The sequence below is a fragment of the Diaphorobacter limosus genome (assembly GCF_033100095.1).
In the GTDB taxonomy this organism is placed as follows: Bacteria; Pseudomonadota; Gammaproteobacteria; order Burkholderiales; family Burkholderiaceae_C; genus Alicycliphilus; species Alicycliphilus limosus.
This window is the reverse complement of sequence record NZ_CP136921.1, coordinates 201644-219153: the sequence shown is the minus strand read 5'-3', so window position 1 is coordinate 219153 and position 17510 is coordinate 201644. Positions and strand designations below refer to the sequence as shown.

General features: G+C 67.5%; 16 protein-coding genes. 1 reads left to right on the top strand and 15 read right to left on the bottom strand.

The window, feature by feature from the left end; translation table 11 throughout:
- Positions 1-27: 27 nt before the first annotated feature.
- The 15 genes from hutG (P4826_RS01090) to P4826_RS01020 all read right to left on the bottom strand — a co-directional run bounded on the left by hutG (P4826_RS01090) (position 28) and on the right by P4826_RS01020 (position 16481).
- Entirely contained in the window at positions 28-843 is an 816-nt protein-coding gene (hutG, locus tag P4826_RS01090; RefSeq protein WP_317702177.1) for an N-formylglutamate deformylase, read from the bottom strand.
- 32 nt (positions 844-875) lie between these two features.
- Positions 876-1991, bottom strand: a complete 1116-nt coding sequence (locus P4826_RS01085) for a histidinol-phosphate transaminase (protein WP_317702176.1) — start codon at positions 1989-1991, stop codon at positions 876-878.
- Positions 1992-1995: 4 nt separating this feature from the next.
- Positions 1996-3249, bottom strand: coding sequence for an imidazolonepropionase (gene hutI, locus P4826_RS01080; protein WP_317702175.1), 1254 nt, complete (start codon positions 3247-3249; stop codon positions 1996-1998).
- Positions 3250-3314: 65 nt separating this feature from the next.
- Entirely contained in the window at positions 3315-3893 is a 579-nt protein-coding gene (locus tag P4826_RS01075; RefSeq protein WP_317702174.1) for a HutD/Ves family protein, read from the bottom strand.
- Positions 3894-3918: 25 nt separating this feature from the next.
- Entirely contained in the window at positions 3919-4668 is a 750-nt protein-coding gene (locus P4826_RS01070) for an IclR family transcriptional regulator (protein WP_317702173.1), read from the bottom strand.
- Positions 4669-4724: 56 nt separating this feature from the next.
- A complete protein-coding gene (hutG, locus tag P4826_RS01065) occupies positions 4725-5651 on the bottom strand; it encodes a formimidoylglutamase (protein WP_317702172.1) in 927 nt (308 codons plus the stop codon).
- A 13-nt stretch (positions 5652-5664) separates the two neighbouring features.
- Complete coding sequence (hutU, locus tag P4826_RS01060; protein WP_317702171.1) at positions 5665-7377, bottom strand: urocanate hydratase; 1713 nt, start codon at positions 7375-7377, stop codon at positions 5665-5667.
- 215 nt (positions 7378-7592) lie between these two features.
- Complete coding sequence (locus P4826_RS01055; RefSeq protein ID WP_317702170.1) at positions 7593-8714, bottom strand: pyridoxal phosphate-dependent aminotransferase; 1122 nt, start codon at positions 8712-8714, stop codon at positions 7593-7595.
- Positions 8715-8856: 142 nt separating this feature from the next.
- Positions 8857-10416 (bottom strand): histidine ammonia-lyase, encoded by a 1560-nt coding sequence (hutH, locus tag P4826_RS01050; RefSeq protein WP_317702169.1) that lies wholly within the window; start codon positions 10414-10416, stop codon positions 8857-8859.
- A 54-nt stretch (positions 10417-10470) separates the two neighbouring features.
- Positions 10471-11241, bottom strand: coding sequence for a histidine utilization transcriptional repressor HutC (hutC, locus tag P4826_RS01045; RefSeq protein ID WP_317702168.1), 771 nt, complete (start codon positions 11239-11241; stop codon positions 10471-10473).
- Positions 11242-11255: 14 nt separating this feature from the next.
- The gene (locus tag P4826_RS01040) at positions 11256-12035 is read right to left on the bottom strand and encodes an ABC transporter ATP-binding protein (protein WP_317702167.1); all 780 of its coding nucleotides are present in this window, start codon (positions 12033-12035) and stop codon (positions 11256-11258) included.
- The gene (locus tag P4826_RS01035) at positions 12032-12865 is read right to left on the bottom strand and encodes an ABC transporter permease (RefSeq protein ID WP_425605198.1); all 834 of its coding nucleotides are present in this window, start codon (positions 12863-12865) and stop codon (positions 12032-12034) included. Before P4826_RS01035 ends, P4826_RS01040 begins: the two co-directional genes overlap by 4 nt.
- 37 nt (positions 12866-12902) lie before the next feature.
- On the bottom strand, positions 12903-13868 hold the full coding sequence (locus P4826_RS01030; protein ID WP_317702165.1) for an ABC transporter substrate-binding protein: 966 nt from the start codon (positions 13866-13868) through the stop codon (positions 12903-12905).
- Between the two features lie 210 nt (positions 13869-14078).
- Positions 14079-15230 (bottom strand): acyl-CoA dehydrogenase family protein, encoded by a 1152-nt coding sequence (locus P4826_RS01025; protein WP_317702164.1) that lies wholly within the window; start codon positions 15228-15230, stop codon positions 14079-14081.
- Between the two features lie 18 nt (positions 15231-15248).
- The gene (locus P4826_RS01020) at positions 15249-16481 is read right to left on the bottom strand and encodes a CaiB/BaiF CoA transferase family protein (RefSeq protein ID WP_317702163.1); all 1233 of its coding nucleotides are present in this window, start codon (positions 16479-16481) and stop codon (positions 15249-15251) included.
- A 91-nt stretch (positions 16482-16572) separates the two neighbouring features.
- On the opposite strand from P4826_RS01020, the gene P4826_RS01015 reads away from it, so the two are divergent.
- Positions 16573-17499 (top strand): LysR substrate-binding domain-containing protein, encoded by a 927-nt coding sequence (locus P4826_RS01015; RefSeq protein ID WP_317702162.1) that lies wholly within the window; start codon positions 16573-16575, stop codon positions 17497-17499.
- The last annotated feature ends 11 nt before the right edge of the window (positions 17500-17510 follow it).

Here is a 17510-nt window from a genome sequence, read left to right as displayed (position 1 = left end):
GAACCAGCCCCACTACCGCTACTGCCGCTACTGCCGCGACCGGGCGAAGGCCAAGGCCGCATAGACCATGCGGCGCAGGTGCGGCAGCACGCAGGCCGCCACCTCGGGCAGGTAGTCAAACGGCAGTGCCTCCTGCATGTAGCTGCACTGCGTCATCTCCAGCTGCACGGCGTGGATGTTGCGCGCGGGCGCGCCATAGTGGCGCGTGATGTGGCCGCCCTTGAAGCGGCCGTTGAGCACGGCGGTGTAAGCCGTGGCGGCGCGGGCCTCGCCCAGCAGGGTCTGGGCCAGGGCCGGGTCGCAGCTGATGCCGTCGCCCGTGCCCAGGTTCAGGTCGGGCAGCCGGCCCACGAAGAAGCGCGGCAGCACCGAGCGGATGGAGTGCGCGTCCCAGAGCACGGCCACGCCGTGCGCGGCGCGCAGGCGCTCCAACTCGGCGCGCAGCTGGGCGTGGTAGGGCGCCCAGTAGGCGGCGCGGCGCGCGGCGACCTCGGCCTCATCGGGCAGATCGGCGGGATTGGCGTACAGCGGCCGGTCGTCGAAGGTATCGACGGGGCACAGGCCGGTCACGCTCTGGCCGGGGTAGAGGCTGGTGCCGTCGGGCGGGCGGTTCAGGTCCACCACGTAGCGCGAATGCGTGGCCACGAGGATGGAGGCGCCCAGCGCCTGGGCAAAGTCGTACAGGCGCGGTAGGTGCCAGTCGGTGTCGGGCACCTGGCGCGCCTCGGGCGTCAGGCGCGCGGCGATGGCCGGCGGCACATGGGTGCCCGCATGGGGCATGGAGATGAGCAGCGGCGCCGTGCCCTGGTGAAAGAGGAACGGCGCGGGGGCGGTGTCCGGCATCGTGTGAGTCCCTGGAAGGTTGTGAACAGGTCCTAAAGCGCCAGGATGCCTTCAAGCGCCCGCGCGAAGCGCTCGTTCTCGGCCTCGGTGCCTATGGAGACGCGGATGAAGTGCTCGAAGCCCGCCTCCTTCCAGGGCTTGACGATCAGTCCCTGGGCCAGCAGCGCCTCGTTCACGGGCGCATTGGGGCGGCCCAGGTCGAGGAACAGGAAGTTGGTGGCCGAAGGCGCCACGCGCACGCCCGGCAGCGCGGCGAGCCGCGCCGCCAGCCGCCCGCGCAGGCGCACGGTCTCGGTCACGCCCCGGCGCATGAAGTCTTCGTCGCCCCAGGCGGCCAGCGCCGCCGTCTGCGCCGCATGGTTCACGTTGAAGGGCGTGCGCACGCGGTCGAGCAGTTGCACCAGCGCCGCATCGCTGGCCAGGCCGTAGCCCACGCGCAGGCCGGCCAGGCCCCAGGCCTTGGAGAAGGTGCGCAGCACGATCCAGGGCATGGCGCGGCCGCGCAGCAGGGCCAGTACATCGGGGTAGCCGGGGGCCAGGCGGGCATATTCGTAATAGGCCTCGTCCATCACCAGCAGGGTGTGCGCGGGCGTGGCGGCGAGCAGTTGCTGCATCTCGGCCGCACTGAACATGCAGCCCACGGGGTTGGAGGGATTGGCCAGCATGGCGAGCTTGGGGCCGCGCGCCAGCGCCGCGCACCAGGCATCCACGTCAAAGCCCAGCCGCGGCGTGAGCGCCAGCAGCTCGACCTGGGCGCCCATCATGCGCGGGTAGATCTCATGCAGGCCAAAGGCCGGGCGCTGCGTGAGCACGCGCTCGCCCGCGGACAGGAAGGCCTGGCACAGCATCTGCAGGATGTCCTCGGAGCCGTTGCCGATGACGATGGCCGCCGGCGCCACGCCCGTGCGCGCGCCAATCGCCGCGCGCAGCGCGCTGCAGTTCGCGTCGGGGTAGCAGCCCACGCGCGTGGCCAGGTCGGCCAGGGCGCGCGCCACGGCGGGGCTGGCGCCGTAGGGGTTCTCGTTGCTTGCCAGGCGCGCGATCTCGCTCACGCCGTAGCGCGCACGCACGGCCTCGGACGACAGGCCGGCGTTGTAGGCGGGCAGTTGCGGCACTTCGGGCCGCGCCAGGGTCTGGATCATGTGCATGGCTTCACGCTCCCTTGACGATGCGGCCCTGGCGCACGATGGTACGCGCCGGGTTGTGGCCGAACCAGTAGGCCAACTCGGCGGCTTCGCGCAGGTTCCACAGCACAAAGTTGGCGGGCCGGCCCGCCGCGATCAGGCCGTGCGTTTCCGACAGGCCCAGCGCGCGCGCCGCGTGCGTGGTGATGCCCGCGAGCGCCTCGGGCACCGTGAGGCGGAACAGGGTGCAGGCCATGTTGGCCATGAGCAGCAGGCTCAATGCGGGCGAGGTGCCGGGGTTGTGGTCGGTGGATACGGCCATGGGCACGCCGGCCGCGCGCAGCGCCTCAATGGGCGGCAGATGCGTGTCGCGCAGCGTGTAGTAGGCGCCGGGCAGCAGCACGGCCACGGTGCCGGCGGCGCGCATGGCGTCTACTCCGTCCTGCGACAGGTGCTCGATGTGGTCGCAGGACAGGGCGCCATGGCGTGCGGCGAGCCGCGCGCCGCCCATGTCCGAGAGCTGCTCGGCATGCAGCTTGACCGGGATGCCAAGCTTTTGCGCGGCCTGGAACACCTGCTCGGTTTCCGCCAGCGAAAAGGCGATGCGCTCGCAGAACACGTCAACGGCGTCCACCAGGCCCTCGGCCGCCAGCGCGGGCAGCATCTCGCTGCATACCAGGTCGACATAGTCCTGACTCCGCCCCGCATATTCGGGCGGCAGCGCGTGCGCGCCGAGGAAGGTGGTGCGCACCGTCACGCCCAGCGCCCGGCCCAGGCGGCGCGCCACGCGCAGCTGCTTACGCTCATGCTCCAGGGCCAGGCCATAGCCGGACTTGATCTCGATGGCGCACACGCCCTCGTCCAGCAGTGCCGAGAGGCGCGGCAGCGCGGCGGCGAACAGCTCGTCCTCACTGGCGGCGCGCGTGGCGCGCACGCTGGAGACGATGCCACCGCCGGCCCTGGAAATCTCTTCATAGCTGGCGCCGGCCAGGCGCATGGCGAACTCCCCCGCACGCTGGCCGCCATAAACCAGGTGCGTGTGGCAATCCACCAGGCCGGGCGTGGCCAGCAGGCCGCCGCCGGCATGGCGCGCCAGTCCTGCGTAGTCAAGAGGCAGCGCCGAGGACGGTCCCACCCAGCGCAGCACCCCGCCCTGCACCACCAGGCTGGCGGCCTCATGCTCGGCCAAGGGCCTGTCGTCACGGAACAGCCCGGGGGCAAGGCGCAGGTCTTCCCAGACGCCGTCGGCGCTGGGGGCAGTGGTGGAATCAGCGTGTTTCATGGCTCATTTACTACATTAGTTATAGCTATCGGCGCTTGCCCATCAAGCGCAAGTGGCATATTTCATCAAATAACAGGCCGCAATTCCACCCAGGCCAGGGCGGGCGCATCGCCGCCCTGCCCCGCCTGCGGCACGAGCGCAGGGCCGGCCTCGGCGGCGCTCCACCACAGGCCCTGGCCGGCGGTCAGCCGATCGTCACCCCGACTCCAGCGGCCCGCGAGCACCAGGCACAGGCCCACGGGCGTGCTGCCGGGCTGGCGTGGGTCGCGCACCACCTGCACCTCGCCGCGCCAGCGGCCCCGGCGCAGCATGAGGTTGAAGTCGGTGGAGGTGCCGCCCAGCAGGGTGCAGTCCACGGCCACCTCGCCCGCAAAGGCCAGCGGCTGCCAGCGCCTGTCCAGCCGGTGATCCAGGCTGCCGTCCCGGGCGCGCAGCTGCATGCCGTCGCCATCGAGCAGCATGATGCGGCGATCCACGCCGGCGAAGGCCGAGAATGGCCCGGGCGCGGCGATGGTGGCCACGCTCACGCGCCACTCGAAGCCCTCCATGCCCGCGCCAGGCGGCCAGCAGGCCAGCTCGCGCGTGTGGCCGCCGCCGTTCTTCCAGGGGGTGTGCGGCACGGCCGCGAGGTCGAAGGAGTGCATGGGCAGATCAGGGCTTGCAGAGGATTCAGTGGATTGCCAACTGGCGCGATATGCGCGCCGCAGCGACGACGGCCATGCGGATCAGCACCTGCTCCTGCCCCTGGGCACGCAGGATCGGCGCCATCAGCGTGAGGGCGCCCACGGCCTGGCGCGTGGCACCGAACAGCGGCACGCTGCAGCCCCAGACGCCGGGGTCCACCTCGGCAGCGCTCATGGCAAAGCCGGCGCGGCGAATGGCATCGAGCTCATCCTGCGCGGCCTGGCGTGCGGGCGTGCCCGGGCCCCACTGGGCGTCGAGCACGGCCGCGCGTGCCGCCTCGGGCAGGTGGGCCAGCAGGCATTTGGCCGAGGCGCCCGCACGCAGAGGCACGCTGCGCCCCTTCTCGAACGAGCAGCGCAGCGACTGCTGGCTCTCCACCATGTCCAGGCAGATGGCCCGGTCGTTCACGGCCACGACCAGACCCACGCTTTCCTGCGACTGCTGCGCCAGCTCCACCATGGCGGGGCGCGCCTGGCGCACCAGGTGCGAGGCCAGGTCGAACCCCAGCGCGAGCTGCAGGCCGAGCGGCCCGGGCGCGTAATAGCCGTCGCTTTCGAGCACGAAGCCCCAGCGCTTGAGCCGCGCCAGCTGGCGGTACAGCGTGCTGCGCGCCAGGCCCGTGTGCTCCATGAGCTCGGCGGCCGACAAGGCCTTGCCCTGCTGGGCCAGCACGGCCAGCACCTGCAGCACACGGTCGGCCGTGGGCACCGCGGTGGGCGAAACACTGTGGGTCATGGCGGCAGTACCAAAGTCAAAGAATGGGAATGCGGGCCCCTCTTCAATACGCCTGTTCAGCACACCCTGGCAATGCGCGCCGCCAAGCGGGCGACCACTTTGGCGGTGATGCCGTCGCGGTCGAAGGCGGGGTTGAATTCGGCCACATCGGCCGCCACCAGCTTGCCGCTGGCGAGCACCGCATCCACCACAGCCTCCACGCACCACAGCGGCACGCCCAGCGGCGCAGGCGCCGACACGCCGGGGGCCACGGCGGCGGGCAACACGTCGGTATCCAGGGTCAGGTACACGGCGTCGCAGGCCTGCAGGTCGGGCGCCAGATCGGCCAGCGCGGCGTGTACGCCGGCTTCGGTCTGCAAGGCGTCGTCCAGCACATAGCGCACCTGCAAGGCATCGGCACGGTCGAACAAGGCCTGGGTGTTGGCAAAGCGGCTGATGCCCAGCACGCGGTAGTCAAACGGCAGGCCCCGCGCGGCGCAGTGTTCCTGGATCTGGCGGAACGGCGTGCCCGAATTGCCCTCGCGCGCCTGGCGCAGGTCGAAATGCGCGTCCAGGTTGACGATGAGGATGCGCGCGCCGGGCCGTGCCAGCGCCACGCCCTGGAAGGTGCCCCAGGCCACCTCGTGCCCACCGCCCAGCACCAGGGGCGTGCAGCCCTGCGCCAGGGCCTGCGCCACCCGCTGCGCCAGGGCGGTTTGCGCCGCATCGAGCGCACCGCCTTCGCAGACCGCATCACCCGCATCCCAGAGCGCCGGCTCGCCCAGAATGGGCAGGTTGGCCAGCGCCTTGCGCGCCGCCGCTGGTCCTTGCGCGGCGCCCGGGCGGCCGCCGTTGCGGCGCACGCCCTCGTCCACGGCAAAGCCGATCAGGGCCACGCCTGAGCGGCTCTGGGGTGTAAAAGGCTGCACGCACTGGTGCCAACGGCGGCTGTCGCCCACTTCTTCGGTGTCGATGCGGCCTTGCCAGACAAAGGGTGCGCTCATGGTGTCCCCTGGTTTACTTGATCATGGGAAGTTTCAGGCCCTGCTTCCTCGCCGTCGCAATGGCCAGCTCGTAGCCTGCATCGGCATGGCGCATCACGCCCGAGCCGCAGTCATTGACCAGCACGCGCGCCAGGCGCTCGGCCGCGGCGTCCGTGCCGTCGGCCACGATGACCATGCCCGAGTGCTGGCTGTAGCCCATGCCCACGCCGCCGCCATGGTGCAGGCTGACCCAGGTGGCGCCGCCGGCGGTGTTGAGCAGGGCGTTGAGCAGCGGCCAGTCGGAGACGGCATCCGTGCCGTCGCGCATGGCCTCGGTTTCGCGATTCGGGCTGGCCACGCTGCCGGTGTCCAGGTGGTCGCGGCCGATGACGATGGGGGCCTTGAGCTCGCCGTTCTTCACCATCTCGTTGAAGGCCAGGCCCGCCAGGTGGCGCTCGCCCAGGCCCAGCCAGCAGATGCGCGCGGGCAGGCCCTGGAAGGCGATGCGCTCCCTGGCCATGTCCAGCCAGCGGTGCGTGTGCTTGTTCTCGGGGAACAGCTCCTTGATCTTGGCATCGGTCTTGTAGATGTCCTCGGGATCGCCCGACAGCGCCACCCAGCGGAACGGCCCCTTGCCCTCGCAGAACATGGGCCGGATGTAGGCGGGCACGAAACCGGGGAAGTCGAAGGCGCGCTGAACGCCCTCGTCGAACGCCACCTGGCGGATGTTGTTGCCATAGTCCACCGTGGGCACGCCCATGGCCTGGAAGTCGAGCATGGCCTGCACATGCACGGCGCAGCTCTTGGCGGCCGCGGCCCTGAGCGTGGGATGCTGGCCGGGATCGGCCGCGGCGGCGTTCCACTGCTCCACGGTCCAGCCCATGGGCAGGTAGCCGTTGATCAGATCGTGGGCCGAGGTCTGGTCGGTCACGATGTCGGGCCGGATGCCGCCAGCCTTGGCGCGGCGGGCCAGCTCGGGCAGGATTTCCGCGGCATTGCCCAGCAGGGCGATGGAGACGGCCTCGCCCCTTTCGGTGTGGTGTTTGATCAGGGCCAGCGCATCGTCAATGTCCCTGGCCTGCTTGTCCACATAGCGCGTGCGCAGGCGGAAGTCGATGCTGGACTGCTTGCACTCGATGTTCAACGAGCAGGCGCCGGCCAGCGTGGCGGCCAGAGGCTGGGCGCCGCCCATGCCGCCCAGACCGGCCGTGAGGATCCACTTGCCCGTCAGGTCGTTGTTGTAATGCTGGCGGCCGGCCTCGACGAAGGTCTCGAAGGTGCCCTGCACGATGCCCTGGCTGCCGATGTAGATCCAGCTGCCGGCGGTCATCTGGCCGTACATGAACAGGCCCTTGCGGTCGAGCTCGTTGAAATGCTCCCAGTTGGCCCACTTGGGCACCAGGTTGGAGTTGGCGATCAGCACGCGCGGTGCGTTTTCGTGGGTCTTGAATACGCCCACGGGCTTGCCGGACTGGATCAGCAGCGACTCATCGGCTTCGAGCTTCCTGAGCGACTCCAGGATCTGGTCGTAGCACTCCCAGTTGCGCGCCGCGCGGCCGATGCCGCCGTAGACCACCAGGGCCTTGGGGTTCTCGGCCACGTCCGGATCCAGGTTGTTCTGGAGCATGCGGTAGGCGGCTTCGGCGAGCCAGTTCTTGCAGTGCAGCTGGCTGCCGCGCGGCGCGCGGATCACGCGGCTGGCGTCAAAGCGGGGATCGGCGGGAATGAATTTTTCGGTGGCGTTCATGGCAAATACTCCAGTGAAAAAAAACAATGACAGGGTTCAGACTGGGCTGGGCCGGATGCTCAGCAGCGTGGCGGGAAGATCGGCCCTCAGCGCCCACTGGCGCACGGCCTCGATATCGGGCGCCAAATAGAGGTCGGCGTCCAGGAAGGACGCCTTTTCGCGCAGCTTGCCAAATTCGGCCTCTAACAGCGGTGGGCTTTTCAGGTTGTGCTTGATTAACGAACTGTCGCAGTTTCACAGTCGATATTGCGCAGGGAAGCGATAAGCCTTTCGTTCTGCTCGCGTCCTTTAAGCGACACCCTCAGCGTGGCCGTGTTCTGAAGGCCGTCGAAGGATGTCGCATCTGCCACAACAATGCCCTGGCTCGCGAGCATCGATGCAACTTCGGCGGAGGAGCAAGAGGCAAGCTCTAGCAGCATCATGTTTCCATGGCAACCGACAACGCGAACCGACGGATGGCTACTGAGTTGCGCACGGAAGTAGGTGCTTTCCTCCAAAAATTTCTCGCTGCATTGACGTAGAAAATTCTCATCCTGAAGGGCGGCGATGGCTGCAACCGCCGCAGGAAGCGAAACATTGAACGGTGGGGGTCCGATGTTGGCGATATCAATGAGCTTTTGGTTAGCAATGGCATAGCCCACGCGCATGCCAGCGAGCCCAAAAAACTTCGAGAAGGTTCGCAAAATGGCGACATTGTCGAACCTGTCGACCAGTCCGACAGCCCCCTCTTTGATGGGATTGATAAGTGCTTCGTCGACCACGAAGATCGTGTCCGGGTAGGCCCCGGCCAGATGCTCGATCACCTCCACCGGGATGATCTCTCCAGTCGGATTGTTCGGCGTGCAGATAAAGGCGACAGAGATGTCATCTTTCTGCAATGCGCGTTCGTAGCGCTCGGCATCGAACTGCGTTGCCACTTCGCCCTGTACGCTAATTACCTGGCATCCCCGTAGGCGCGCCTCAAGCGCGTAGCGGGGAAACGTGGGCAGGTGGATGAGAACCTTGTCCCCCTCTGAGGCCCAGGCCTGTAATAAAAGCTTGATGACATCGTCGAGCCCCCCGCCGAAGAAGAACCGATCCGGTGATTGGCAATGCTTGCTCGAGAGCGCGAGTCGCAGCTCGGAAAGATTGACATCAGGATAAAGCTGCACTTGCCCAAGTGACAGGCTAATTGCATCGATTGCGCCTGCGGAGCAGCCAAACGGATTTACGTTCAGGGAGAAATCGATCATGTTCGATTGCTCGAGGCCGTGTCTCTCCGCCAAGAATTCGAGGGAGGTCTCTTGTTCGTAGAGTCGGGTGCTTGCCAGAGACTGGCTGTATTTGTTGATGCTCATATCAAGTTTGCTCAGAATGACCGGGCAAAGCGGGGCTGGCACTGAATGGGTTCTTGTTGCTGCCCAGATGTACTGCCGTGGGGAACATGTATTTCACGGCTGGCGTTGAAGCGGGTGTCTTGTTGGGTCATGACAAGTCTCCTTAAGCTGAAATGTGGCTGGGCAGGATGCTCAGCAGGGCGGCAGGCAGTACCGCGCGCAAGGCCCACTGGCTCATGCTCTCGATATCGGGTGCGAGGTAGCGGTCTTGTTCGAGGAAGGCCACCCGTTGGCGAATAGCGGCGAACTGCGCCTCGATGAGCGGTGAAGACTTCAGGTTGCGATCGAACTCCATGCCCTGCGCGGCCGACATGGCCTCGATGCCCACGATCACGGCCGTGTTGCGCGCCATGTCCGCGAGGCGCCGCGCGCCGTAGGTGGCCATGGAGACATGGTCCTCCTGGTTGGCCGAGGTGGGCAGGCTGGTCACGCTGCTGGGGTGGGCCAGGCACTGGTTCTCAGCGGCCAGGGCCGCGGCCGTGACCTGGGCGATCATGAAGCCCGAGTTCAGACCGCTCTCGCGGATCAGGAACGGCGGCAGGCCCGACAGGCCGGGGTCGAGCAGCAGCGACAGACGCCGCTCGGAGATGGCGCCGATCTCGGCCAGCGCCAGCGCGATGATGTCGGCCGCGAAGGCCACGGGCTCGGCGTGGAAGTTGCCGCCCGAGATCACCTCACCGGTATCGGTGAACACCAGCGGGTTGTCCGACGCGGCATTGGCCTCGATGCGCAGCACGCGCGCGGCGTGCGTGAGGTTGTCCAGGCAGGCGCCCATGACCTGGGGCACGCAGCGGATGGAGTACGGGTCCTGCACGCGGCCGCAGTGCGGGTGCGAGGGGTCGATGGCACTGCCTTCGAGCAGCGCGCGCACGGCGGCCGCCACGGCAATCTGGCCCGCCTGGCCACGCGCCTCGTGAATGCGCGCGTCGAACGGCTTGACCGAACCCTTGATGGCCTCGAGCGTCAGCGCGCCCGACACCAGGCCGGCCGCGAACACGCTCTCGGCCTGGAACAGGCCGGCCAGCGCCAGCGCCGTGGACACCTGCGTGCCATTGAGCAGCGCCAGCCCCTCCTTGGGGCCCAGCACGAAGGGCGCCAGCCCCACGGCCGCCATCGCCTCGCGGCCTGAGACGATCTGGCCCTTGACCTTGGCCTGTCCCTCGCCGATCAGCACGCAGGCCAGGTGCGCCAGCGGCGCGAGGTCGCCCGAGGCCCCCACCGAGCCCTTGGCCGGGATCACCGGCAGCACATCGGCATTGGCCAGGGCCAACAGCGCATCGACCAGTGCCGGGCGCACGCCCGAGTGGCCGCGCGCCAGGCTTACGGCCTTGGTGGCAAGCACCATGCGCACCACCGGGTCGGGCAGCGGTTCGCCCGTGCCCACGCTGTGCGACAGCACCAGGTTGCGCTGCAGGTCGGCCAGGTGATCGTGGGCGATCTTTGTGCTGGCCAGCTTGCCAAAGCCGGTGTTGATGCCATAGACCACCTGGTCTTCATCGACGATGGTCTGCACCGTGGCCTGCGCCGCCAGCATGCCCGCTAACGCTGCGGGATCGAGCGTGAGAAGTACGCCACCCGCGCTCAGGCGGCGCAGCTCGGCCAGGCTGACATGTCCAGGCCGCAGCACCAGAGTGTCACAAGAGGCTTGATTTGCAGTAGTCATAAGTTTAATCCTGTATATACAAGTTGGCACAAGCGAAAAAGAAGGTGTGAAGTCTTATCCAAGCACCGGGTTTCCGTCTGCACGGAAGCGGCTGCCCAGGCGATAGCGCGATGCGGGATGCAGGCAGTGCACCATGGTCACGGGCACGCCCCGGCTCCAGGTGCGCCGGATGAGCAGCAGGCAGGGCTGGGCCGCGCCCATCTCCAGCAGGCGTGCCTGCTCGGCCGTGGGCAGCACGGCCTCAACCACATGCTCGGCCTGGTCGAAGGGCACGTTGCGCACCAAATACTCGGAGGGCGGCACCTGGACGAAATCCTGCTGCAAGAAATCGGGCGCCATGCGCGGATTGACATAGCGGTCTTCCAGCTGCACCGGCACGCCGTTTTCCAGGTGCACGCACAGGGCGTGGAACACCGATTCGCCCAGGCGCATGTCCAGGGCCGTCGCCACGTCCATGGTGGCGGCGACGCGCTCCACGCTGAGCAGTCGGCAGTCGTAGTCGTGCCCGCGCTGGCGGATTTCACTCGCCAAATGGGCGATCTGCAGCAGCGTGGACTGGGGCTTTTCCTCGGCCACGAAGCTGCCCACGCCCGCCACGCGCACGATGCGCCCCTGCTCCGTGAGCTCGCGCAGGGCGCGGTTCACGGTCATGCGCGAGATGCCGAACTGCAGCACCAGTTCGTTCTCGGAGGGCAGGCGGTCGCCCGCCTTCCACGAGCCGTCCTGGATCTTGCGCGCAATATAGTCCTTGACTTGCTGGTACAGGGCCAGAGCCGGAGTCTCGAGTTGCGCAGCCTTGGTGCGGAAGTCGGATGCTGTCGGCATGGTGCTGCGCGCCCTCAATGCGCCTCGGCGGCCATGGACTCGGCGCGGATTTCCTCGGTGAGGCGCGCCTTCAGATCCATGAACTCGGGCGAAGTCTTGATCGTGTAATGGCGCGGGTGCGGCAGATTCACGGCGATCTCGCTCTTGATGCGCCCCGGGCGCGCACTGAACACGGCCACGCGGTTGGCCATGAAGATGGCCTCGTCGATGTCGTGCGTGACGAACATCACGGTCTTGCGCTCGGCCTCCCAGATACCCAAGAGCAACTCCTGCATGAGTACGCGGGTCTGGTTGTCGAGCGCACCGAAGGGCTCGTCCATGAGCAAAATCTTAGGGTCATTGGCCAGGGCCCGGGCAATCGCCGTGCGCTGCTGCATGCCGCCCGAAAGCTGCTTGGGAAAATGCTGCTCGAAGCCGCGCAGCCCCACCTTGGCGATGAAATACTGCGCGCGCTCCTTCTGCTGCGATTCGGGCATGCCGCGCTCGCGCAGGCCGAAACGGATGTTCTGCTCGATCGTGAGCCAAGGAAACAGCGTGTAGCTCTGGAACACCATGCCGCGATCGGCGCCGGGGCCCTCCACCGGACGGCCATCGAGCAGCACGCGGCCCGAGGTCGGATGATCCAGCCCCGCCACGATGCGCAGCATCGTGGACTTGCCGCAGCCCGAAGGGCCAAGGATGGTGACAAAGTCGTTTTCCTTGACGTCGAAATCGACCGGCAGCAGAGCCTGCGTGGATTTTCCTTTTTCGCTGGTGAATGTGCGCGAAACACCTTGGATCGACAGCTGGCTCATCGCAGGGCACTCCATGCAAACATGCGGCGGTTGATGTATTTGAAGAACGAATCCGACACCAGACCGATGAGGCCGATGATGATGATGCCGAAGATGATCTGGCCCGTATTCAACAAAGCCTGGCTGTCGGTGATCATGTGGCCTATACCCGAGGATGAGCCAATCAGCTCGGCCACGATGACATAGGTCCAGGCCCAGCCCAGCACCAGGCGCAGGATTTCGGCAATGTCGGGCGCGGCGCCCGGGATCAGCACGCGGCGCACGATACCCGAGGGCTTGGCGCCCAGTGTGTAGGCGGCTTCCACCAGGTCTTTGCGCGCATTGCCCACGGTGACCGCCACCATCAGAACGATCTGAAACACCGAACCGATGAAAATCACCAGCAGCTTTTGCACCTCGCCCAGCCCCGCCCACAGAATTAGCAGCGGAATGAAGGCCGAGGCCGGCAAGTAGCGGCAAAACGACACGAAGGGCTCCAGAAACGCCTCGACTCCCTTGTGCGCGCCCATGGCGACGCCCAGCGGTACGGCCACGATGGCCGCCAGGATGAAGCCGCCCAGCACGCGCCACACGGTCATGCCGATGTCGTGCAGAAAGCCGAACTCGGTGAACAGCAGCCAGCCTTCCCGGGCCATGGTGATGGGGCTGGCCAGGAACGTGGGCGAGACAAAGCCGCCCAGCGTGAAGAAGGCCCACACCGCAAAGAACATCACAAAAAATCCCACCCCCAGGGCCACCCGCGCGCGGGCGCTCACGGGCTCCAGCGGTGCCAGGGCACGGCGGCGGCGCGGCGCCGCCTCCTGCGCCCCGAGCGGGGGCGTTACGCTCATTGCTTGATTCATATCGCTGTCCTTTGGCACCATGTGCTCACTTGATGAAGCTGCCGTCGTACATCGCTCCGTAGTTGTCCGGCAGTTTGCGGATCACGCCGGCCTCGAGCAGGATGGCCGCGGCATCCTTCATGAATTGCTGCAGTTCGCCCGCAAAGAACTTCTGGTTCGCCGCCTTGTCCTGCCAGCGCAGGTAGGACGCGGACTTGGCAAAGGCCTCGCCCGTCTGCTTGACGGCCGCGCCCATGATCTCGTAGGACTTGGCGGGGTCGGCTTTGACCATCTCCACCGCCTCGAAGTACGAGTTGGCCAGGGCCTGCGCGGCCTTGGGGTTCGCCTTGAGCCAGGCGGGGTCGCAACCCACGGTGTCCATCACCATGGGATAGTCGATCGTCGTGGCCAGAATCTTGCCGGCCTGCGGGTTGGCGCGCACGGTGGACAGGTAGGGCTCATAGGTCATGGCCGCATCGTTCTGGCCCGACACGAAGGCCTGGGCGGCGGGCTGGGGCTCCAGCGAGACGACCTTGACGTCCTTGAGGCTCATGCCGTTCTTGGACAGCATCCAGGCCAGGCCGAAGTACGGCGACGTACCCGGGGCACTCACACCGATGGTCTTGCCCTTGAGGTCGGCAAAGCTCTTGACCTCATTGCGCACCGCCAGGCCATCGGCGCCATACGACTTGTCCAACTGGAAGATCTGCACGATGGGCACACCATTGGTGTTCCAGGCCACATGCGTCTCCACCGTGGTCGCGGCGCACTGGATGGCCTTGGAGGCCAGGGCCAGGTGGCGGTCCTTCTGCGGAATCATCTTCAGCTCCACATCCAGGCCGTTCTTTTTGAAGATGCCGGCCTTGTCGGCCAGCGTCAACGGTGCAAAACCTGTCCAGCCCGACATACCCAGCGTCACCTTGGTCTCCTGGGCCTGCGCCGGTGCGGCCAGCCCCGCTACACAGGCCACCGTCGCCACCAGCGACGCCATCCTCACAACCGCTTGGCTCATATATCGTCTCCTGTAGGAAAAAGTTCTTTGGCTTGCCCAGATTGGGAAGCAGGCATTGCTTCCTTGCCGCGATGATCGGGGCTCCCTCGCACCTGTCTATACAGGGTAAACACCAGGAATACACTGCTCGGACGTCAGGAAAACGGCCTTCTTCCCACCTCCCGGGAACACGCTGCGGCGCTTCCCGCAACGGGGCACCGCAAGGGCCGATCAGTCGGCCAGCACCATGCGTGCGATGATGTTGCGCTGCACCTCGGACGAGCCCTCGTAGATGCGCAAGATGCGCGCATCGCGCACGTAGCGCTCCAGCGGCATCTCGCGCGTGTAGCCGTAGCCGCCGTGGATCTGCAGCGCGGCGTCGGTCACAAAGCCCACCATCTCGGAGGCGTGCAGCTTGGCCATGGCCGACTGCAGCGTGAATGGCTGGCCTGCCTGGCGCAGCGCGAGCGCCTGCAGTGTGAGGGCCCAGGATGCTTCCAGGCGCAGCTTCATGTCCGCCAGCATCCATTGCAGGCCCTGCTTGCTGGCGATGGGCTCGCCGCCGATCTGGCGCTCGCGCATCCAGCGCGTGGCGTCGGCCAGCGCGGCCTCGGCGATGCCCAGGGCCGTGGCCGCCACGTCCAGGCGGCTGTTGTCCAGCACCTTCATCGCCGTCTTGAAGCCCGTGCCCTCGGCGCCCAGGCGGTTCGCGGCGGGCACGCGCACGCCGTCGAACGCCACCTCGAACGCGTGCGCGCCCTGGATGCCCATGAGCTTCTCGGGCGATGAAATGCTGATGCCCGGAGAGTCAGTCTCCACCACGAAGGCGCTGACGCCGCGCGCACCCGCTTCCGGGTCGGTCTTGGCAAAGACCACGAGAAACCTGGCCTCCTTCGCGTTTGAGATGAAATGTTTCACGCCGTCGATGCGGTAATGCTCGCCTTCACGCACGGCGCGCGTGCGCAGGTCGGCCGGATGCGAGCCGCCGCGCGGCTCGGTCAACGCGAAGCCCGCCAGCCACTCGCCGCTGGCCGCGCGCGGCAGCCAGCGTGCGTGCTGCTCAGGGCTGCCGCCGATGAGCACCGCATCGGTACCCAGGTAATGCGCGCCGATCATCGAGGAGGTGGCAGCGCAGGCGCGCGAGATTTCCACCAGCGACAGCAGCATGGCCGTGGGCGTGACACCCGCGCCACCCAGTTGCTCTGGCAGGTTCATGCCCATCACGCCCAATGCGGCCAGTTGCGGCACATGGCAGGTAGTGGACAGGCCGTGCTCATCGATCTCCCGCGCGCGCGGCGCAAGGGTCTCGGTGGCGAAGCGGGCCACGGCGTCAGCCACGGCCTGATCATCGGGGCTCACGCCCAAGCGGTTTGTCTGGTTCATTTCATCGGCTCCTGAACATCAAAGTGAAACGGTGTGTGTCATGGCAGGGCCGAACAGTCCCGCCGCGCGCAGCGCGGCCAGCCGCTCGCCGCCTGCCTGCAGCAGCCCGGCCATAAGCTCGTCGGTGTGCTGGCCCAGCGCAGGCGCGGGCTCGGTGCGGTTCGGGGCAGAGCCGCCAAACTTCACGGGCTGCGTGGGCACGCGCAGCCCGGGCAGGCGCGGATCGTCCACGGCGGACAGCAGGCCGCGCGCCAGGCCCTGCTCGGATTCGAGGGCCTGCGCCATGGTCCACAACGGGCTGCCGGGCACGCCGGCGGCCTCCAGCTGCGCCACCACCTCGGCCACGCTGTGCTGGCCGGCCCAGGCCTCGATGGCGGCGGCCAGCTCGCCCTCGTGCGCCCGGCGCAGCTCGTCGGTGGCAAAGCGCGCGTCCTGCGCGAAACCAGGCACGCCAATCAACGCCGCCAGCGTGGCAAACAGCTTGTTGTTGAGCACGGCCAGCGCAAAATGCCCGTCGCGCGCGCGATACACGCCAAACGGTGCCGAGAAGGAATGCCGATTGCCGCTGCGCCGCGCGCTCTCGCCCGTGAACAGGTAGCGGCCCACGCCTGTGACGAGGAAGGCCAGCGTGGCGTCGAACATGGCCACGTCCACATGCTGGCCCTGGCCCGTGCGGCGCTGCTGCAAGAGCGCGGCCAGCGTGGCCCAGGACGCGAACAGGCCGGCGATCACGTCCGACACGGCCTCGCCCACCATGGTGGGCGGCCCCTCGGGCTCGCCCGTGGCCTCCATCAGGCCGCTCATGGCCTGCACGATGATGTCGTAGGCCGGCAGGTGCGCCAGCGGCCCCGTCTGGCCGAAGCCCGACACGCTCACGTACACCAGGCGTGGGTTGGCACTGCGTAGCGCCTCGGGGCCCACGCCCAGGCGCTCGGCCACGCCGGGGCGGAAGTTTTCCACCACCACATCCACGTTCTGGACCAGTTGGGCGACGGTTGCCGCGGCTTCGGGGTGCTTGAGGTCCAGCACCAGGCTCTTCTTGTTGCGGTTGAGCGCGGTGAACAGGCTGCTGATGCCATCGCGCATGGGGCCGATATGGCGGTAGTCGTCACCGCCAGGCGGCTCGACCTTGATGACCTCGGCCCCCAGGTCGGCAAGCAGCGCCGTGGACAGCGGCCCCGCGAGGACGCGGCTGAAATCAAGGATGCGCAAGCCGTCGAGCGGCCTGGTGGTGGGGGGCGATGCGGACATGCGGGGCTCCTTCGGGTATGCAAGGTGCCCATGGTTGCCCAAACCGATATCAAAATAAAATATTCAATCTTGATAATTTGAATCAATCATTTTGATAAACATCAGCCTGCGCCAGCTCGAATACTTCGCCGCCGCGGCCCAGCATGGCGGCGCGGCGCGCGCGGCCGAGGCGCTCAGCGTGTCGCAGCCCAGCATCTCCAAGGCCATTGCCGACCTGGAGGCGCTGTGGGGCGAAACGCTGTTCGTGCGCCGCCATGCGCGCGGCCTGGAGCTTACGGCCGCGGGCCAGATGCGCCACCGGGAGACGCACGCGCTGCTTGAGCGCGCACGCGCGCTCGAAGGGCCGCGCACGGACGAGGAAGCCGGACTGCTGCGCGTCGGCTGCCTGGCCACGCTGGCACCACGCCACCTGCCCGCCATGCTGCTGCGCATGCGCGAGCGCCATCCGCGGGTGGAGATCGAGGTGCACGAGGCTGACACCGAGTCGCTGCTGCAGATGCTTGAGCGTGGTGCCCTCGATGCCGCCCTGCTCTATGACATGGGCCTGGCACGTCCGGTGCGCCTGGAGGCCGTGACGGCCTTCGTGCCCTACGCCCTGCTGCCCGCGGGCCACGCGCTCGCAGCGCGCAGCAGCCTGCCGCTGGCCGCGCTGGCGCAGGAGCCCTTCATCCTCATCGACCTGCCGCACAGCCGCGAGTACTTCCTGTCTCTGTTCCGCCAGGCGGGCGTGGCACCTCGCATCGCTCACGCCTCACCCTCGATCGAAATGGTGCGCTCGCTCGTGGCCAATGGTCTGGGCGTCTCCCTGCTCACCACGCGCCCAGTGCGCGATTGGAGTTACGACGGCAAGCGCCTGGCCTGCCGGCGCCTGCGCGGACCGCTGGCCGCCCAGTCGGTGGTCATGGCCTACCCCGAGCGCCTGGGTGCAGCCAATCCGCGCGCCGCGCTGTTCGCGCGTGTCGTGCGCGAGTGTTTCACGCAGCAACGCGACGCCATGACGGCGCCCGAGGCGTCTTGACACCTGCGCGG